The 18,756-nt window shown below is 34.1% G+C and carries 15 protein-coding genes; 11 read left to right on the top strand and 4 right to left on the bottom strand.

Features of this window, described 5'->3' with window-relative positions; all coding sequences use genetic code 11:
• The first annotated feature begins 125 nt into the window (after window positions 1–125).
• Window positions 126–881 carry a hypothetical protein gene (locus ABID42_RS12955; protein ID WP_367284008.1) on the top strand — a complete coding sequence of 252 codons (756 nt, stop codon included), beginning with the start codon at window positions 126–128 and terminating at the stop codon, window positions 879–881.
• A 50-nt stretch (window positions 882–931) separates the two neighbouring features.
• Here the strand turns inward: ABID42_RS12955 and ABID42_RS12960 are convergent, their stop codons facing one another.
• Window positions 932–4,711 (bottom strand): DEAD/DEAH box helicase, encoded by a 3,780-nt coding sequence (locus ABID42_RS12960; RefSeq protein ID WP_323260699.1) that lies wholly within the window; start codon window positions 4,709–4,711, stop codon window positions 932–934.
• 145 nt (window positions 4,712–4,856) lie between these two features.
• Here ABID42_RS12960 and ABID42_RS12965 point away from each other — a divergent pair, with 145 nt between their 5' ends.
• The 10 genes from ABID42_RS12965 (at window position 4,857) to ABID42_RS13010 (ending at window position 15,624) form a co-directional block, all read left to right on the top strand.
• Window positions 4,857–7,016, top strand: coding sequence for a ComEC/Rec2 family competence protein (locus ABID42_RS12965; protein WP_367284009.1), 2,160 nt, complete (start codon window positions 4,857–4,859; stop codon window positions 7,014–7,016).
• 108 nt (window positions 7,017–7,124) lie between these two features.
• Entirely contained in the window at window positions 7,125–9,686 is a 2,562-nt protein-coding gene (locus ABID42_RS12970; RefSeq protein WP_367284010.1) for a zinc-dependent metalloprotease, read from the top strand.
• Between the two features lie 86 nt (window positions 9,687–9,772).
• Window positions 9,773–10,681: a DUF72 domain-containing protein gene (locus tag ABID42_RS12975; RefSeq protein ID WP_367284011.1), complete on the top strand. Its 909-nt coding sequence runs from the start codon at window positions 9,773–9,775 to the stop codon at window positions 10,679–10,681.
• 374 nt (window positions 10,682–11,055) lie between these two features.
• Window positions 11,056–11,640 carry an imidazole glycerol phosphate synthase subunit HisH gene (hisH, locus tag ABID42_RS12980; protein ID WP_367284012.1) on the top strand — a complete coding sequence of 195 codons (585 nt, stop codon included), beginning with the start codon at window positions 11,056–11,058 and terminating at the stop codon, window positions 11,638–11,640.
• 83 nt (window positions 11,641–11,723) lie between these two features.
• On the top strand, window positions 11,724–12,086 hold the full coding sequence (locus ABID42_RS12985; RefSeq protein WP_367284013.1) for a four helix bundle protein: 363 nt from the start codon (window positions 11,724–11,726) through the stop codon (window positions 12,084–12,086).
• Window positions 12,087–12,186: 100 nt separating this feature from the next.
• Window positions 12,187–12,909 (top strand): 1-(5-phosphoribosyl)-5-[(5-phosphoribosylamino)methylideneamino]imidazole-4-carboxamide isomerase, encoded by a 723-nt coding sequence (gene hisA, locus ABID42_RS12990; protein WP_367284014.1) that lies wholly within the window; start codon window positions 12,187–12,189, stop codon window positions 12,907–12,909.
• 176 nt (window positions 12,910–13,085) lie between these two features.
• Window positions 13,086–13,856 (top strand): imidazole glycerol phosphate synthase subunit HisF, encoded by a 771-nt coding sequence (gene hisF / locus ABID42_RS12995; protein ID WP_323260685.1) that lies wholly within the window; start codon window positions 13,086–13,088, stop codon window positions 13,854–13,856.
• A gap of 27 nt (window positions 13,857–13,883) precedes the next feature.
• Window positions 13,884–14,483: a bifunctional phosphoribosyl-AMP cyclohydrolase/phosphoribosyl-ATP diphosphatase HisIE gene (hisIE, locus tag ABID42_RS13000; protein ID WP_323260683.1), complete on the top strand. Its 600-nt coding sequence runs from the start codon at window positions 13,884–13,886 to the stop codon at window positions 14,481–14,483.
• 35 nt (window positions 14,484–14,518) lie between these two features.
• Window positions 14,519–14,863: a phage holin family protein gene (locus ABID42_RS13005; protein WP_323260681.1), complete on the top strand. Its 345-nt coding sequence runs from the start codon at window positions 14,519–14,521 to the stop codon at window positions 14,861–14,863.
• Between the two features lie 266 nt (window positions 14,864–15,129).
• The gene (locus ABID42_RS13010) at window positions 15,130–15,624 is read left to right on the top strand and encodes an energy transducer TonB (protein WP_323260679.1); all 495 of its coding nucleotides are present in this window, start codon (window positions 15,130–15,132) and stop codon (window positions 15,622–15,624) included.
• 1 nt (window position 15,625) lies between these two features.
• On the opposite strand, the gene ABID42_RS13015 is transcribed toward ABID42_RS13010, so the two are convergent.
• The 3 genes from ABID42_RS13015 to nagA all read right to left on the bottom strand — a co-directional run bounded on the left by ABID42_RS13015 (window position 15,626) and on the right by nagA (window position 18,644).
• The gene (locus tag ABID42_RS13015; protein WP_367284015.1) at window positions 15,626–16,012 is read right to left on the bottom strand and encodes a hypothetical protein; all 387 of its coding nucleotides are present in this window, start codon (window positions 16,010–16,012) and stop codon (window positions 15,626–15,628) included.
• 192 nt (window positions 16,013–16,204) lie between these two features.
• Window positions 16,205–17,350 (bottom strand): methionine aminotransferase, encoded by a 1,146-nt coding sequence (locus ABID42_RS13020; RefSeq protein ID WP_367284016.1) that lies wholly within the window; start codon window positions 17,348–17,350, stop codon window positions 16,205–16,207.
• Between the two features lie 160 nt (window positions 17,351–17,510).
• Complete coding sequence (nagA, locus tag ABID42_RS13025; RefSeq protein WP_367284017.1) at window positions 17,511–18,644, bottom strand: N-acetylglucosamine-6-phosphate deacetylase; 1,134 nt, start codon at window positions 18,642–18,644, stop codon at window positions 17,511–17,513.
• Window positions 18,645–18,756: the final 112 nt, after the last annotated feature.

Below are 18,756 nucleotides of genomic sequence, written 5' to 3' on the forward strand. Positions count from 1 at the left end.
TCTTGATAGTAATATCAAGAACCTTTTTGCGTTTGAAAGATATTGGGAAACTTGATTTTGTAAAAGAGAAGAATTATCTTTAAAAGTAAAAAATCTCTACAATGAAAAGAAAACTACACTTAATCATGATATACTTCAGCTATATCATCCTCCCCTGCAATGGATTTGCACAAAAACAATTTAGATATATTGATGGATATTCTATTAATACTTCTTTAGGAATAGCTACTACTATTGGAGAATTAGGTCATTTAGGTACGTTCAATCCTGTCATATCTATTGCAGTTGAGAAAGGAATCTCACAAAAAATCAATCTTATGTTTGAAAGTAATTTTGGAAATTTATCTGGTTATGAAAACGAACCATATTTTTCAAGGTTCAAGTGTGAATTTTTTCAATCAAATCTGTTGGTATCTCTCAATTTAAGTAGGCTTTTTGAGGAAAGTAGAAGAACTTCGATTTTTAGACCTTACTTAGGTATAGGAATGATTTGGTTTCACACAGATGTTTATGATTTAAAATCTGGAGCTTTTTTGAGAACTACAGCTGATGGTACGACTAGACATACTTCAATTTTTCAACAGGCTGGTATTGGTGTTGGTAGCAAAGGAATATATTATACCAGAGAATTAGTAGTTCCGTTTGGTTTTATGACAGAACTTTGGCTTAGTAAACGTCTTTCAACCGTTTTTGACTTGCGCTATTCTTGGATTTATAATGATAAATTAGATGCTACAACTGCTTATAATCTGACTACTCCACATAAAATTGGGGGAGTAAACTCTTATAGTGATACTGCAAATGATGCTTGGATTAATCTTTCGGTAGGCTTGAAGTATAAGTTTGTTTCACTCAGAATTATGAAACAGAGAGGTATTTGATAGAATACTTTCCTAAGCCCATTGTTGAACTTAGGAAAGTGTTAATGAGTTTATGAGAATAAATCTATAATATCGTCTTGTGAAAGTTTCTTCAAGAAACCGTCTTCAGTACTGATTATATCTTTCGCAATATCTCGTTTTTTATCTTGAAGCAATAATATTTTCTCTTCGATAGTGTCTTTACAAATCATTCTATAAGCAAAAACACTCTTTTTCTGCCCAATTCTGTGCGTTCTGTCGATTGCTTGTTGTTCTACTGCTGGATTCCACCAAGGATCAACTAGATAGACGTAATCGGCTTCTGTGAGGTTAATACCAACACCACCTGCTTTTAAACTCATTAAAAATACTCTACAAGTTTCATCATCTTGAAAATGATTTACTCTATCAGCTCTGTCAGTCGTTTTGCCGTCTAAATATTCGTATTTGATATGATGTTTTTCGAGATGTTGTTTGATTAAATCTAGCATTTTTAAGAATTGGCTAAAAATCAAAATCTTATGATTGCCTGCATTCTCTTCAATTTCCCGAATGATTTCCTCAAGTTTGGCAGAGTTGGTATCATACTCTGTATCATCGTTTAGTAGCGCTGGACTATCACAAATCTGGCGAAGTTTTAATAAACCTTCCAAAATTAAGAATGCAGCTTTTTCTCTTCCATCTGTGGACATTTTATCAACCAATTTCTGGCGATAAATTTCACGGAAAGTATCATATACTTTTCGCTGTTTTTTGTCCATTTCACAGTAAATAATACTTTCTGTTTTTTCTGGTAAATCTTTCGCTACTTCCTCTTTGGTTCTTTTCAACATAAAAGGATACACAATTTTTCGTAATTGTGCCGCCTTTTCTTTGTCTTGATTTTTATCAATTGGGTTTGAAAACTCTGCTTTGAAAAACTCTCCGCTTCCCAACAAACCTGGATTGATAAATTCCATTTGAGAATACAAATCAAAAGTATTGTTTTCAACAGGTGTTCCTGTCATCACCAAACGATTCCGTGATTGAAGCAGTTTGACAGCTTTAGAAATCAAAGAATCAGGATTTTTGATTGCCTGAGATTCATCAAGAATAATATAATTGAAATTAAAGGCACGGAAAAGCTCAATATCTGAGCGAACCATTCCGTATGTCGTTAAAATAATGTCGTATTCATGCCAATGTTCGTTAATTTTTTGGCGAGTTCCACCACGATGAACGAACAGTTTTAAATCTGGACAAAATTTAGCTGCTTCAGCTTGCCAGTTGAAAATCAAAGTAGTAGGTAAAACAACAAGATTTACTGCATCAGGTTTACGATTTTGTTGTTCTTGTAAGAAAGTAAGCATTTGAAGCGTTTTCCCAAGCCCCATATCGTCAGCAAGAATTCCACCCCACGAAAATTCATCTAAGAAATTCAACCATTTAAACCCTTCCACTTGATAGTCACGCAATTGTGCATTCATATTTTGCGGTAAAGCAATTTCTGCCATTTCTTTGAAATTCAGCAGTTTTTGCTTTTTCTCGAAAAGTTCTTGCTCGAATTCAAAACTATCAATGTCTTTGCTCAATTCGTCAATTAACGAAAAGTGCATTTTAGAAAGTTGTAATTGGTCACCTTTTACTTTCCCGAGTTTCAGTACATTTTCGTAGCGTTTTAGCCATTCTTCAGGCAACATTCCAAGCGAACCATCTTTTAATTCAACATAGTTTTGTTTCTTTAAAACGGCTTTTTGAATTTCCTTAATGCCAATCAATTGGTCACCAAATTGTACTTCAATTTTCATATCAAACCAGTCGATTCCTGAACCAGCTTTGATATTAAATTCTGCTTTGTGCGGGTTATATCTGAATTTCTTTAAATCTTTAAAGCCCAAAATCGTAATATCATGCGCTTTCATGGCTTCAAAAAACTTGTAAAGCCAACCGTCTTTCAATACATTATTGAAGGACAAGTAAAAGAATGGATATTGACTTTGGTTTTCGAAAGAAGGATGTTGTTCTTTTATGATTTGATAAAAGTTCTTCTCTGCTTCCGTGTTACGATGTTGAATGGTAATTTTCTCGTTTTCAAAATTGATTTTATTCGTTTTTTGATCGTGCGAAAATTCTATTTCATTTTCGTACTCATACATTGGCACGAAAAGTAAATTGCCATCGTCTTCTTTTAAGTAAATTTTTATTTGCTGAAAGCTGCTGTGCTGATGTTCAATTTCATGATTGATTTGTAAATCAACCGTAAATTTTTCGGCTAATGGTAAAACGAAATCTTGAAAGAAACCTGCAAAATTGGTTTTCCTTACTTTGATTACGCCATTTTTGGGAAGATAGCTCAACAAATTGGCTACTTCTGGATTTGCCAATTTATATAAAACATTACCAATGCTTCTAACCCAATAACTGTTTGGATTTGCTAAAGAAGCCAGTTTTGTCTTTTTCTGATTGATGGTCGTAAAACCTTCTAATACGATAAAATCGTCTTCTTCAGATAAGGTAAATGAAGGGAAAATACGTTCTTTGCCAATCGTAATTTCCTCAACATCAATTTGGCTACTCACAAAAGAAGTCTTACTTGTGTGTACTTGTTTATCAGATAAGAGATTGAAAATTCTGTCTAATTTCTTATTGATGTACTCTTCTACGATGGGCAAATCGTTGGCAGAAACTTCGTCACGGTTCAAATAATCATAGAAATATGGCAAACGCAAATCTTTTTTCTTACCAAAAGCTTTTAAACCATCGTCTTTAATGCTGTTGATTAAGCCAATTACTTGGCTGTCGGCATCGGTCAAAACAGGAAAACTATCGAAATCGCTGTCTTTCAACGAACGGATATAAGCCATTTTGCCGTTTGCTCCTGCTTTGTACGAATAAGTATCAATCGCTACGTCATTTACAAATTCTGTTCCTTTAAAACGAAGTACGTAAAGAATTTGACGAAGTTCACGTTCTACATCATCGTTATTAATTAAAAATGAATTTTCGGGCGTTCTGAAAATTCTATTATTGATATTTCTCCAGTTTTGAAATTGACTTAATTTCTGAATACTTTGGTCGAGGCGAAGTAACTGAACCGAGCCGTCTGACTTTAGTTTGAAATCAAATTTATCTTGCAAATCATCTTCTAAAGAAAAACCATATTCTGCCAGTAATTTATCTTTTTCAACAGTATAATCACGCATTCTATCGAATGGATTGTTGGGTCCATAAGTATCACGAATGGCGATTAATGCTCCAATTTTATGAATACAAAGCTGATTTTCGATGTCCTGAGCGCAAGAACATGAAGTAGCCACTTCGCTGTTGAAACGAAGCTTTTCGAATTTTAAATGGAAAGTCTCTTTTTTGTATTCTACATCAACAATAGCAGTGCCATCAATCGCTGAAATAATTTGTACATTTTGAACACTTGCACGATTTTTCCAATCATCTAAACTTGAATGACTTTTCAAAGACCAATCATCGAAAGTACTTATTCTAATTATATGATATGAAGTTGGATATGTTTTCTTTAAAGGAAGCGATTGAATGACGCTTGGTTTGCGAGTAAGTAAATCTTGTTCTAAAAAGAGTAAAGCTGCAACACGGTGTTTGCAAATTCCGCCCCAATCGTAGTCGCATGAACAACTAGAACTTACAATAGCTGTATTCCAATTTTTGATAAGTACTGAATAAAATTTAGAACTAGAATCACTTTTTACTTTAATAGTTGCTTCGCCTTTGTCGGTATAAGATATTTTTTCAAATGTAGTTCCACCTTTTTGGTAAATGATTTTTCCACGAGAAACACTCTGTGGTAAAGCATTTGATTTAAGGTATTTTCTTAATTTTTCTGCAAGGATTATTGACATTTTTCTGAATGCTTTGTTTGAAATCGGCTAATCCGCAAAGATACAGATAATTGAACTGGAAAACTTAATTAAAAGAGAAAAGCTGAATAATTATGTTTTCAAAAATATTTCTTAATTTAGAATTCTATACCTTAAATGGCTCAAGATGAACTACTTCTCTCCGTTTCCATTTGTTCGTTTTACAATTGCCCTGATTTTGGGCATTGTGATTTACAATTTTTTTACTCCTTCCCATCTTCAAGCGATTTTTGTTGTTTGGTTGCTAAGTATTAGCATTTATATCGCTCTGTATATTTTCCGACAACGATTTAAAAACCATTTACTTATAGGTTTTGCAGGTTGTATGGTTTTATTATTAACAGGTTTATTGCGGACTTTCTTGGTAACAGAAAGTAATTTTCCACAGCATTATTCACAGTATGTTACAAAGCTTAGTCATTATGAAGTAATTGTGGATAACTTAGTTGAAGAGAAAGAAAATTCATGGAAATGTGTCGCTGAGATTCGTTCGGTCATTATCAATAATCAAATATTACCAAGTTCTGGAAAAATACATCTCTATTTTGATAATCATACTGTGGAAAAACCAAATTATGGAGATGTCTATTTGATTAAAGGAAATCCACAAGAAATTTCTGCTCCTAAAAATCCAGAAGAATTTGATTATCGGCAATACATGGCTTGGCAAAACATAGCTTTTCAGCAGTTTTGTCCTGCTTCAAAGATTGAAAAAATAGCAAATGAAAAACCAAATTTGATAAAAGCCACTGCATTAAGAACTAATACTGTTGCAGATTCTATTTTCACGACTTTTGTAGAAGGCAAACAAGAATATGGCGTAGCAAATGCCATGATTTTGGGACAAAGAGATGATATTGATAGCGAATTGATGCAGGCGTATTCAGCTGCTGGTGCTATTCATGTGTTGTCGGTTTCGGGTTTACATGTCGGAGTAATTTGTGCTGTATTGGTATTTTTACTTAGTTTTTTGAATAAACGGGGTAAATATGGAAAACTTGTAATGCTACTTATTATTTTAACATTACTTTGGTTTTATGCTTTTATCACAGGATTGTCTTCACCAGTACTTCGTTCTACATTTATGTTTTCGGTGATTTTGATTGCCAAAACCTTTCAGCGAAAAGATAACTCTTATAATACTGTCGCCTTTTCTGCATTCAGTTTATTGTTGATAAATCCTTATTTTTTATTCAATGTTGGTTTTCAATTATCTTATTTAGCAGTTTTTGGAATGATTTACTTTCAGCCCAAACTAAACCCATTGGTTGTGATTGATAAATCTAAAAGTTGGTTTCATTGGCTTGCCGACCGCACTTGGAAAGTAACCACAGTAGCGATTGCTGCACAAATTGCCACTTTCCCGATTACCATCTATTATTTTCATCAATTTCCCAATTACTTTCTATTTGCTAATCCGCTAGTAATTTTACTTTCTTCGGTTGTATTAATGTATGGTTTGGGTTTTGTGATACTTGCTAAAATATTGATGTATTTTAATCTTGAGACAATTCTCTATTTGTTAGGTCAAGGTTTGAAGTTTTCTATTTTCGCACTCAATAAAACAGTACTTTGGTTTGAAGCTTTGCCTTTTGCGATTACTAAGTTTTTGTGGATTTCAAAGGAGGAAATGTATTTGATGTATGCGCTAATTTTTACTTTGATGGTACTATGGAAAACGCAACAATATTATTGGGTAAAAGTAAGCAGTGTAATTGTTTGTGTCTTAATTGCCTTGACAATTACTAAAAAAATAAGACAAATGAATCAAGATTTTTTACTGATTCATTCAATTCCAAAGCATAGTGCATTTTCTGTAGTTAAAAATAAACGAGCGATGTTATTGGCAGATGATTCTTTTTTGAGAAGTAGAAAAGATATTGGTTTTCGGCTGAATAATTTTTGGGCGAAAGCTGGAGTAATTGATACTTTGAAAAGTGATTTGAATCAAAATCAAGCCTTAAAATCATTCGGAGTAATTGCACAAAGTAAAGATTCCGTCACCGTAATTGCTTGGAAAAATAAGACATTTTTATGGATTGGTAAAAATCTGAAAAGAAAAGAATTTGATGCTCAAAATCAGTTTTTTGATTATCTAATTTTAGCGAATAAATCAGTAAGCGATTTAGCACAAATTATAGGCAAAGTCCAATTCAAATATTTAATCATTGATGGTTCGTATTCGGATTGGTATGCTGATAAACTAAGTAATCAAGCGAAACTGTTGGGCTTGAATTGTATTAATTTACGAAAAGAAGGAGCTTATCTAATTACTGATTTTGACTAATTGCTGTCTTTAATAGGTAAAAGATTGCCATTCATCAAAAACTTTTCTGAAATAAAGCTTAATACATTAACTTAGACCGTTTATTTTTTCAACAATTTTTAAATCATCATGCTAAAAACTCAGACTAAAATTGCTCTTTTGGCTTTGTCGTGTTTTACTGTTTCTGTAAACGCACAAGATAAAAAAGGAGATACAAAAGCACCTGCAGCGGCAACACCTGCACCAGCGCCTAAACCAGCCGAAGCTCCAAAATCTGGACCACGACCTTACAAAGAAGTAATTACCGATAAAGCGAAAACTTCAAAAGGACTTTTTACGGTTCATAAAATTGATGAAAAGTTTTTCTTTGAAATTCCTGATTCAATCATGGGCAAAGAAATCATGAGTATTACTCGTTTCGCAAAAGTTGCTACGATTCCGGGTACTTATGGTGGCGAAATGTTGAACCGTCAGGTAATTCGTTTTGAAAAAGCACCTGAAAATAAAGTATTCCTTCGTGCAGTACAGTATATCAATGTTTCTCCAGATTCTGCTGCACCAATTTACAAAGCTGTTAAAAATTCAAATGTTGAGCCAATCGCTCAGGCTTTTGATTTAAAGGCTATCAAAAAAGATTCTATCAGTAAAACAAGTTCATCAGTTATTGAAGTAACGGAATTTTTTAAAGGCGATAATCAGATTTTCTCTTTGCCTCCTTACACAAAAACAACGTATAAACTTACTGCAATTGCTCCTGATCGTTCTTATATTCAGTCGATAAAATCGTATCCAATCAATACGGAAATCAGAACGGTTAAAACTTTCAATGCGATTCCGCCAATGCCAAGTTTTGGTGCGCCAACAATGCCTTCGGTTAATATTCCTGGAGCAGCAGCGGCTGGTGCAGTAACCATTGAGCTTAATACTTCAATGATTTTATTGCCAAGTACGCCGATGAAAAAACGTTATTTTGATAACAGAGTCGGATATTTTGCAAGTGGTTATACGGTATTTGAAGAAGGTGGACAGCGTACAGAAGACCAAACTTTTGCTGTTCGTTGGAGATTAGAGCCTAAAAATGCAGAAGATGCTGCTAAACAAAAAAGAGGAGAATTGATTGAGCCGAAAAAACCAATTGTATATTATATCGACCCAGCTACTCCTGAAAAATGGCGTAAATATTTGAAATTAGGTGTTGACGATTGGCAAAAAGCTTTTGAAGCGGCTGGTTGGAAAAATGCTATTCGTGGAGAAATCTTGACAGAAAAAGATACGACTATCAGTTTAGAAGATGCTCGTTATTCAGCAATTCGTTACTTCGCTTCTGATATTGAAAATGCTTATGGTCCAAACGTAAATGACCCACGTTCTGGCGAAATCTTGGAAAGTCACATCGGTTGGTACCACAACGTAATGAAATTATTGAAAAAATGGTATATGACGCAAGGTGCTGCGGTTGACCCACGTGCTAGAAAAAATAAATTTGATGATGAATTAATGGGCGATTTGATTCGTTTTGTATCATCTCACGAAGTTGGTCACACAATCGGTTTACGTCATAATTATGGTTCAAGCAGTACTGTTCCAGTAGAAAAACTTCGTGACCCAAAATGGATTGCAGAACATGGTCATACGCCTTCAATCATGGATTATGCTCGTTTCAATTATGTAGCTCAACCAGAAGATGGCGTGAAAGATTTGTATCCACGCATTGGTGAATATGATATTTGGGCAATTAAATGGGCATACCAAACATTGGATGGTGCTACGCCAGAAGATGACCAAAAAACATTGAGTAAACAGTATATTCAGGAATTTGCTAAAAATCCAAGAATTTGGTTCGGTACAGAAACTAATCCTTACGACCCACGTACACAAAGTGAATGTTTGGGAGACGACAATATGTTGGCAAGTGATTATGGTATCAAAAACTTGAAAAGAATTGTACCAAATTTAACTGAATGGACTAAAGAAGAAGCACAAGATTTTGATATGCTGACGGAGTCTTATAACGAAATTGTTACGCAATATCGTCGTTATATCGGTCATGTTTCAAAAAATATTGGTGGAGTTTATGAAACACCAAAAACAGCTGACCAACAAGGTGCCGTTTATGAACCAACTCCTAAGAGTGTTCAGAAAAGTGCTGTTTTATGGTTGAATCGTCAGGTTTTTGATACGCCATCTTGGTTATTAGACGAAAAAATTATCACTAAAATTCGTCCAGATTATGGTGTTGATGCAATCAGCCGTATTCAAGAAGCTACTTTGAATAATTTATTTACTTCAGACCGTTTACAACGTTTGGTTGAAATGAATGCTAAAAACCCAGCTTCATATAGTTTGGATGAATTATTTACAGATGTTCGTTCTTCAATTTGGTCGGAAGCTCGTACTCGTAAAGTAACAGATGCTACTCGTAGAAATTTACAGAAAGTATATGTAGAAAGAATGCTTACTATTTTAAATGGTACAGCTGTTGGTGGTCAAGGTGGATTTAGTTTTAGAGGAACTGTCGTTCCTGCACCAGTTGACCCACGTAAAACAGATATTACTTCGGTAACTCGTGGACATTTGTTGGCATTGAAAAGCGAGCTTAAAGCTGCTTTACCTTTAACAACTGATAAAATGACAAAATATCATTTTGAAGATGTATTATTCAGAATCGAAAAAGGTCTTGATCCAAAGTAATTTGTAGTCTGAACTTTGTGTAATAAAAATCCTGTCGGTAACGACAGGATTTTTTTATTACCTTTAAAAGATTAAAATCAAGAAAAATGGATTTCGGAAAACTTCCTATACACGAGTTAAGCAAAGTAGATTTTACTTTACAAGCTGATAATGCCTTTAACACGAAAGTATTATCGGGCATTCCTGTGAAAAAACCAAAAGTAAAAGTCGGTTGTCCAGAATGGGCGAATAAAGATTGGAATGGGAAAATTTATCCGCATAAAGTAAACAAGGGAGATTATTTAAGATTGTATTCAAAGCAATTTGAAACGATAGAATTGAATATTACTCATTATAAAATCCCGAACCAAGATGAAATGAAAGCGTGGAAAGAAGATTCGGCAGATGGTTTTACTTTCAATCCAAAATTTCCACAAGTAATTACTCATGATAATTTATTGCAAAAATCTGATGCCGTCACCAAAGTATTTTGTGAGAGAATTTTTGAATTAGAAGAAAAACTAGGCATTCCATTTTTACAATTAGCGCCTTATTTTATGCCGAAGCATTTTCATATTTTAGAAAAGTATCTGAAAACCTTGCCTACAAATTTGAAAATTGCCGTAGAGTTTCGTCATGAAGATTGGTTTAAAAATGAAAAAATCTGGCAACAGGCATTATCACTTTTACAAAGTTTCGGTCACGGAACGGTGATTACTGATGTTTCTGGTAGAAGAGATGTAGCACATCAAAGTTTGAGTAATAGCATCGCCATGATTCGTTGGACTGGCAACGAACATCCCTCAGATTATCCAAGAATTGATGAATGGATTCAGAAATTAAAAAGTTGGTTTGAAAAAGGAGTAGAGGAGGTTTATGTTTTTGTGCATGTTAACGATAAAGATTGTGTACCAGAATTGGCTTTTTATTGGATTCAGCAGTTTAATCTACATTTTGACTTGAATCTAAAAGAACCTAAATTTTTGCCAAAAGTAGAGCAGATGAGTTTGTTTTAGCTGTGAGTTTTTAGCTACGAGCCATGAGCAAATTGCTATGAGCTTTTTTCTTATCATATCAATAAAATCTCATAGCTCATAGCTCAAAGCTTATAGCTAAAACAAATAATTCTCGTTTTCTCACTAAATACCAAATCTTTACAAAGTAAATTTCAAAATAATAACTATTTTTGCATCATGATTTTCAAAGGCACACATCATAACCATCATTTCGTTTCCTAAACAGGAAAGGCTGATGAGTATTGTGCCAATAGCAACGACACAAGTATTCGATATAAATAGAAGCCTGATTCCTGAAAAGAGTCAGGCTTTTTTAATGCTTAATAGGGGGGGTGACGGTGAATTTCAAATTGTTTTTCTCTTAATTCTAAAAAATGAAAACAGTAATAATCAAATATAACGCAGGAAATGTGCAATCGGTAATGTATGCTTTGGACAGAATTGGCGTAAATTATCTTTGGACTGACGATGAGGCTGAAATTCGTTCGGCAGATAAAGTGATTTTTCCAGGCGTTGGCGAGGCAAGTACTGCGATGGCGTATTTGCGTGAAAAGGGTTTGGATAAAGTAATTCCTTCATTGAAACAACCTGTTTTGGGTACTTGTGTTGGAATGCAACTGATGTGTAAGCATTCGGAAGAAAATGATACTACTTGCATGGGTATTTTTGATATTAACGTAAAACGTTTTGATTCAAGCAATTTCAAAGTACCACACGTAGGTTGGAACAACATTTATAATCTTAAAAGCGAATTGACACAAGGCTTGAAAGAAAGTGCTTTTATGTATTTTGTGCATAGTTATTATGCTGAAATCAGTGCATATACAGTCGCCGAATGTGATTATGTACAACCATTTTCAGCGATGCTTCACAAAGAAAATTTCTACGCCGCCCAATTCCACACCGAAATCAGTGGAAAAGAAGGACAGAAGATTATTGAGAATTTTTTGAAAGTATAGATTTTGAGACTTTAGGACTGGAGGACTTTAGGATTTGAAGACTTGCGGACAGAAGGATGATAATTTTAAAACTTCTTTATTTTATGAGAGGACATAATTTTAGAGAATTGAATGTTTGGAAACAAGCTGTTGCTTTTGTGACTGAAATTTATGTTATCACCAAATTATTTCCTCAAGAAGAGCAGTACGGGTTAACTTCTCAGATTAGAAGAGCCTCGGTTTCTATTCCTTCAAACATTGCTGAAGGTTCAGGAAGAAGTGACAACGATTTTGCCCGTTTTATAGATATGAGTCTTTCATCGGCTTATGAAGTAGAAACTCAATTAATAATAGCTAAGAATTTAGGATATATTTCAGAAGAAGATTTTCAGTTTCTGATTGAAAATCTAAGAAGTATAGAAAATCAATTACATGGTTTATCAAAATATTTAAATAAGACTAAATGACTTTAAGATTTTAGGATTTGAAGACTTTAGGACTTGAGGATAAGTATTTTTACATCGTCCTAAAGTCCTAAAGTCCCAAAGTCCTAAAGTCCCAAAAACAATGATTCAAATTATCCCAGCCATAGATTTAATTGACGGAAAATGTGTTCGTCTTACGCAGGGCGATTATGCTCAGAAAAAAATCTATAACGAAAATCCTTTAGAAGTAGCTAAGTCTTTTGAAGATGCAGGTATTCAGCGTTTGCATTTGGTTGATTTAGACGGTGCAAAACAAAAACGCATCGTCAATCATAAAGTATTAGAATTGTTGGCAAGCAAAACTAATCTTCACATTGATTTTGGTGGAGGAGTACAATCAGATGAAATGATTGAAATTGCTTTTAATTCGGGAGCAAAACAAGTAACTGGCGGAAGTGTAGCGGTAAAAAATCCTGATTTATTTGAAGGATGGTTACAAAACTATGGCGGAGAAAAAATCATTCTCGGAGCGGATGCTCGTGATGAAAAAATAGCCATTTCAGGTTGGGAAGAAGCTACAACTACTTCTGTGTATGATTTTGTAGGAAATTATATCGAAAAAGGAGCGAAGTATGCTATTTCAACTGACGTTGCAAAAGACGGATTATTAGAAGGTCCAAGTTTTCAATTGTATAAAAATCTCCAAGACCAATTTCCAAACTTACAAATTATTGCTAGCGGAGGCGTTTCGGTAATGGATGATATTTTGAAATTAGACGAAATGAATATCTTCGGAGTAATCGTCGGCAAAGCGATTTATGAAGGTAGAATTACTTTAAAACAGATTGCAGATTTACATAAATAGGGACATTGGATGTCGGATTTCAGATGTCGGATTTCGGCAGTTTAAGGAAAATTAAAGTCTCAAAATCTTAAAGTATATAATAGTCTTGATTCTTGTATCTAAAACCTTGTGTCTCAAAATCCTAAAGTCTAAAAAATGGCTGAAAGCTCATCGCTGATAGCCGAAAGCTAAATACAATGCTTACAAAAAGAATAATTCCTTGTCTTGATATAAAAGACGGTCGCACAGTGAAAGGCACAAATTTTGTGAACCTTCGTGATGCTGGCGACCCCGTAGAATTAGGTGCAATTTACGCTGAACAAGGAGCAGACGAGTTAGTGTTTTTGGATATTACGGCAACCGTTGACAACCGCAAAACATTAATTGATTTGGTCAGAAACGTTGCTCGAAATGTCAATATTCCTTTTACCGTAGGTGGAGGAATTTCTTCTATTGAAGACGTTTCTGCTTTGCTCAATGCGGGTGCAGATAAAGTATCAATTAATTCCTCTGCTGTTCGCCGACCAGAATTGATTAATGAATTAGCCTTGCAGTTTGGTTCGCAATGTATTATTGTGGCGATTGATACTCGCTTTGTTGTTACCGAAAATGGTATTTCTGAACATATCGTTCACACACATGGCGGTAGAAAACCCACAGCTTTGCGCACTTTGGCTTGGGCAAAAGAAGTAGAAGAGCGTGGAGCAGGAGAAATTTTGCTGACTTCAATGGATACCGACGGCACGAAAGCTGGTTTTGCCAATGAATTAACTGCAGCAATTTCGGGAAATTCATCAATTCCAATCATTGCTTCGGGCGGAGCAGGAACAATGGAACATTTCAATGAAGTATTCACTGTTGGAAAAGCGGATGCAGGTTTGGCAGCAAGTATTTTCCACTTTAAAGAAATAGACATTATTGAATTAAAAGAGTATTTAAGAGAGAAGGGAATCTCTGTTAGACTATAATTTTTGCGAAAAATTAAAATCAAAAATATGCAAGTAGATTTTGAAAAACAGGGAGGACTAATCCCTGCTGTCATCCAAGATGCTAAGACAGAAAAAGTATTAATGCTTGGTTATATGAACCAAGAAGCTTTGGAAAAAACAGAGCGTGAAGGTGTCGTAACTTTTTTCAGCCGTTCTAAGCAACGTCTCTGGACAAAAGGCGAAACGTCTGATAATTTCTTGCACGTTGTAGAAATTTTGAAAGATTGTGATGAAGATACTTTGTTGATAAAAGTAAATCCAGCTGGCCCAACTTGCCATACTGGTGCAGATACTTGTTGGGGTGAAAAAAATGAACCGGGACAAGCTGGTTGGTTGAATCACCTAAAAGCAGTAATCCGTGATCGTAAAAATAACCCTTCAGAGAAGTCCTATACGGCTAGTTTATTTGAAAAAGGAACAAATAAAATTGCTCAAAAAGTAGGAGAGGAAGCGGTGGAATTAGTGATTGAAGCGATGGATTCGAACGATGAACTGTTTAAAGGAGAAGCAGCTGACTTATTATTTCATTATTTAGTCCTATTAGAACAAAGAGGACTTGATTTTGATGAAATTATTGATGTACTTCGCTCAAGACATTCACGCTAAAAATTAATTACAATTATAGAACAATAATTTGCGAAATGACAAACTTCATTATCAAATATTTAATCATTGCCATCGTGGTTATGTTTGGGTCAAAGTATATTAATGGCATTAGTATCGACGGCTTTCAAACGTCTATTTTGGTGGTATTAGCGATGGGCTTTGCCAATACATTTTTGAAACCTATATTAAAGCTCGTTAGCTTTCCAATTACGGTGCTTTCTTTGGGTTTATTCCTCTTGGTTATCAATGTAATCGTAGTATATATTGTAGATTACTTTATTGATGGCTTTCATGTTAATGGCTTTGTTCCTCCTTTGATTTTTAGTTTTGCTTTATCAATTACTTCAACTGTTTTGGGTTGGTTTTTTGATAAAGACTAAGTATTTTATACTAAATTTTAACGTTGCTAAGTGCTTGTTTTTCAATTATGTATAAATATTTTAATAAAAATTTACACATAATTGAAAAACTAAAAAAAACGATTACATTTGTACTTGTAATTTACCACAAGGTAATTTTTTAAATGTGCTATTTTCTACATGAGTTCAAAGTAGTATTTCATTTTGGTCGTTTGTTCATCATTTTTTCTAAGTAATTGATAGGTGTTACCCTGTTTTTGAATTTATAAAGTCCTAAGTAATAAATAATGAAAAATTTTACACTATTTGGCATCGTCCTTCTATTGGGGATGAATGCTAAAGCACAAAAAAGTACCATTTCGACCAATTCTTTTTCAGAAAAAGATAAAAATCTTATTGCAAGTGTTTTGGAAATACAAAGTCCTGTCAGTAAAAAAGACAAGGAGAAAAATTCCTTTTTCAAAGACATGACAATAGATTTGGATTCAACTTATTACGAAGTAGAATCGCCCGCAATGTTTTCGGAAGGACAGGATGGATTGAATAAATTTATCTATCAAAACTTGGTGCGTCCTAATGATACAAAAGGAGAGACTGTTTTGGTGAGGTTCAAAGTAGAACGCTTTGGTGAAATCTCTAAAATACATGTAATAGATAATAGAATTTCGCCCAAACTAAGTGCTGAGGCAATCAATCTTGTTAAGAAAATGAAAACTTGGATTCCTGCCAAGATACAAGGAATCCCCGTTGCTTCTTTTTATGTTTTACCGATAAAATTCTAATTTACTCTTCGGGCATTCCTCTTTGGAAATTTACTTCAGTTGCCATTCCCATGGCACTGAATCTAACTGCCATCATTTGTGCGTTCGATTTCTTTTTAACGTCCTCACAATGATTACCCGGTTCTAAAAAGTAAATGTAATATTCTTGACTTCGGTCGGCTAATTGCTGAATATCTGGCTTGCCTAAATAATCATCCAAATCGTTTGAACTTACTCCTTTGATTTCTTCTTTCAAAGATTTTAGTTTGTCAACCATTTTCAGCCTTTCGCCTTTACAGCCACCGAAATCATTTTTAAATTTTTCTAAATCTAACCCATCTAATTTTGGCTGTTTTGTGCAAGAAGCACAAGTAATCAATAAGAGTAAAATATAAATTGTATGTTTCATGTTTTTGGAATAAATCTAGTATTTAAGCGTGCAAATTTTAATTAAGTAGTGATTAGTAAATAGTAATTTGTGATTAGAATTGTAAGTTTCTAATTGTCAATTTTTTGCAAAAAAACGTCATTAAATTGTATTGACTACTTATTAAAAGGTTTTATTTATCAATCCAATATCCGAAATCAGACATCCAACATCCTAAAGTTTAGATAGTCTTTCTCCAGCTTTCTCTAAGGTTTCATCATCTTTTGCAAAACAAAATCTTAGAATTTTAAAGTCATTTTTTCGATGATAAAATACCGAAACTGGAATACTTGCTACACCAATTTCCTTCGTTAAGCGAATGGCTAAATCATAATCGTTTTCCACTGTAATTTTTTCATAATTTACACATTGAAAGAAACTGCCTTTTGCTGGCGTAAAGGTAAAGCGAGAATCTTGAATACAAGCCAAGAATTTATCTCGTTTTTCCTGATAGAACTTCGGAATGGAAAGATAGTTTTCTGGTTCTTGCAAGAAATCTGCTAAAGCATATTGAATAGGAGTGACCGTCGAGAATGTTAGCCACTGATGTACTTTCCTGAATTCTTCGCTTAATTGTTTTGGAGCGAGACAATAACCAACTTTCCAGCCCGTAACATGAAATGTTTTTCCGAAAGAACCACAAATAAAACTGCGTTCTTTCAAAACAGGGTTTCGAAGTAAAGACCAATGCGATAATCCATCAAAAATAATGTGTTCATATACTTCATCACCAATCAAGAAAATATTGGTGTCTTTCACAATATCAGCCAAGCGATTCAAATCTTCTTCCGAAAGTACAGTTCCAGTTGGATTATGAGGCGTATTAAGTATAATCAGTTTGGTCTTTTCTGTAATTTTTGATTTTACAATTTCCCAATCAATTTTATACTCATTTTCTGGCGTTAATGTTACATACACAGGAATTCCTCCATTTAAAGTAATTGCTGGCGTGTAAGAGTCATAACAAGGCTCTAATAGAATTACTTCATCGCCTTGGTGAACAATTGCTGTAATCGCTGCATAAAGTGCTTCCGTTGCGCCAGAAACAACGGTTACTTCGCTATCTGGATGATAATTTACTTGATATAAATCGCTTACTTTCTGGGCAATGATTTCTCGAAGAGATTGAATCCCTGCCATTGGAGCATATTGGTTCATCCCTTTCTTGAGGTAATGATTAACCAATTCGGACAGTTTAGGAGAACAATCAAAATTTGGAAAACCTTGTGATAAATTTAAAGCTTCGTGTTCAGAAGCTAATTTTGACATTACCGTGAAAATAGTAGTTCCTGTATTGGGTTGTTTAGAAATCAAATTCATTTTTAAATGCTTTCGGTATTCGGCTTTCAGATGTCAGATTTTATATATTGGTTATCTTAGGAATGTTATGCTTGTAAGAACAACTTACTTGAATTAATAACATTTTCCTTAATTCACTAACTCACAACTCACTCAATCACAATTATTCCTAAAACCATTCCTAAAACCATTCCAAACAGCCATTTTCAATTAAGCCTTTTATATTGAGAGAATCGTCGAAAATAAAGAGATTTGCCTGATAATCTTTTTGGATTTTACCCAAAGAATGTTCTAGCCCAAGTACTTCTGCGGGATAAGTTGAAGCCATTCTTAATGCTTCTGGCAAAGGAATATCTACTTTTTCAACACAATTTTTTACGGCTTGAAGCATCGTTAAAGCAGAGCCAGAAAGAGTACCTTTCGTATCTGTATAATGCGTGCCAGCATGGATAAATTTATAATCTCCCGAAACATCATTGGTTACTGCATCAGTAATGATAAATAGCCTTTTTCCCATGATTTTTTTAGAGATTTTTACACTGGTAAAATCCACATGAATACCATCAGGAATAATACTAGCCCAAGCTTCTGAATCATAAGTGGCACCCACTAAGCCGGGTTCACGTCCTTGAAAAGCCGACATGGCATTGAACAAATGAGTTACTCTTTTAATCCCTTTATCGAAAGCATATTTAGCTTGTTGATACGTAGCAGAACTGTGTCCTGCTGCAATTTTTATATCACTTTGTAAAAGTAAATCAAGTTGTTCGTCGGTAAATTCTTCAGGAGCGATGGTCATGTAGGTTGGTAAACCTTTGCATGCTTCAATAATGGTTGTTAATTCATCAATACTTGGTTTACGAATAAATTCAGCGACATGAGCCCCACGCTTAGGAAAACTAAAGAAAGGACCTTCCAAATGCAAACCAACTAAACCTTGTCCGCCGTTTTTAAGATAGCTTTTGGCTACTTCTATCGACTCTAAAATTTTCTCTAAAGGTGTTGATGAAAGCGTGATTTGAAAATGTGTTGTTCCAGCACGGCGAATTTCCAAATAAGTATTATGGATTGTTTCTTCTGTTGTTTTAGAATTGTACAAACTTCCGCCACCGCCATAAATTTGAGCATCAATTAAAGAAGGAGCAATATTATAGCCTTCTAAATCGATGATTTGAATATCAGGAAAAAGATTATCTAAATCTTCAATCTCATCATCATTAAGAATTTTAGCAATTTTAGTGCCTTTAATGACTAAGATTTTATGCGTAAGAATCTCTTCTGAGGTAAATATTTGGCAGTTTTTTAAAGCGTACATAATGCGATATCAGTGATTTGTAAATAGTGATTGGTGATTAGTTTTTTAAGCTGTTCATTATCAATTATTTGTAATAAATAAAATGTCACATCTATTGTATAGATTGAGATTA

Origin of the sequence: Arcicella rosea (genome assembly GCF_040543805.1) — a bacterium.
Taxonomy (GTDB): domain Bacteria; phylum Bacteroidota; class Bacteroidia; order Cytophagales; family Spirosomataceae; genus Arcicella; species Arcicella rosea.

What these genes read in the sequence shown, in the direction of transcription:
- hisF (WP_323260685.1), top strand. Translation starts at nt 13,086, where the DNA reads ATGCTTACAAAAAGAATAATTCCTTGTCTTGATATAAAAGACGGTCGC.
- ABID42_RS13020 (WP_367284016.1), bottom strand. Translation starts at nt 17,350, where the DNA reads ATGAATTTGATTTCTAAACAACCCAATACAGGAACTACTATTTTCACG.
- nagA (WP_367284017.1), bottom strand. Translation starts at nt 18,644, where the DNA reads ATGTACGCTTTAAAAAACTGCCAAATATTTACCTCAGAAGAGATTCTT.
- hisA (WP_367284014.1), top strand. Translation starts at nt 12,187, where the DNA reads ATGATTCAAATTATCCCAGCCATAGATTTAATTGACGGAAAATGTGTT.
- ABID42_RS13015 (WP_367284015.1), bottom strand. Translation starts at nt 16,012, where the DNA reads ATGAAACATACAATTTATATTTTACTCTTATTGATTACTTGTGCTTCT.
- hisIE (WP_323260683.1), top strand. Translation starts at nt 13,884, where the DNA reads ATGCAAGTAGATTTTGAAAAACAGGGAGGACTAATCCCTGCTGTCATC.
- ABID42_RS12965 (WP_367284009.1), top strand. Translation starts at nt 4,857, where the DNA reads ATGAACTACTTCTCTCCGTTTCCATTTGTTCGTTTTACAATTGCCCTG.
- hisH (WP_367284012.1), top strand. Translation starts at nt 11,056, where the DNA reads ATGAAAACAGTAATAATCAAATATAACGCAGGAAATGTGCAATCGGTA.
- ABID42_RS12970 (WP_367284010.1), top strand. Translation starts at nt 7,125, where the DNA reads ATGCTAAAAACTCAGACTAAAATTGCTCTTTTGGCTTTGTCGTGTTTT.
- ABID42_RS12955 (WP_367284008.1), top strand. Translation starts at nt 126, where the DNA reads ATGATATACTTCAGCTATATCATCCTCCCCTGCAATGGATTTGCACAA.
- ABID42_RS13005 (WP_323260681.1), top strand. Translation starts at nt 14,519, where the DNA reads ATGACAAACTTCATTATCAAATATTTAATCATTGCCATCGTGGTTATG.
- ABID42_RS13010 (WP_323260679.1), top strand. Translation starts at nt 15,130, where the DNA reads ATGAAAAATTTTACACTATTTGGCATCGTCCTTCTATTGGGGATGAAT.
- ABID42_RS12975 (WP_367284011.1), top strand. Translation starts at nt 9,773, where the DNA reads ATGGATTTCGGAAAACTTCCTATACACGAGTTAAGCAAAGTAGATTTT.
- ABID42_RS12985 (WP_367284013.1), top strand. Translation starts at nt 11,724, where the DNA reads ATGAGAGGACATAATTTTAGAGAATTGAATGTTTGGAAACAAGCTGTT.
- ABID42_RS12960 (WP_323260699.1), bottom strand. Translation starts at nt 4,711, where the DNA reads ATGTCAATAATCCTTGCAGAAAAATTAAGAAAATACCTTAAATCAAAT.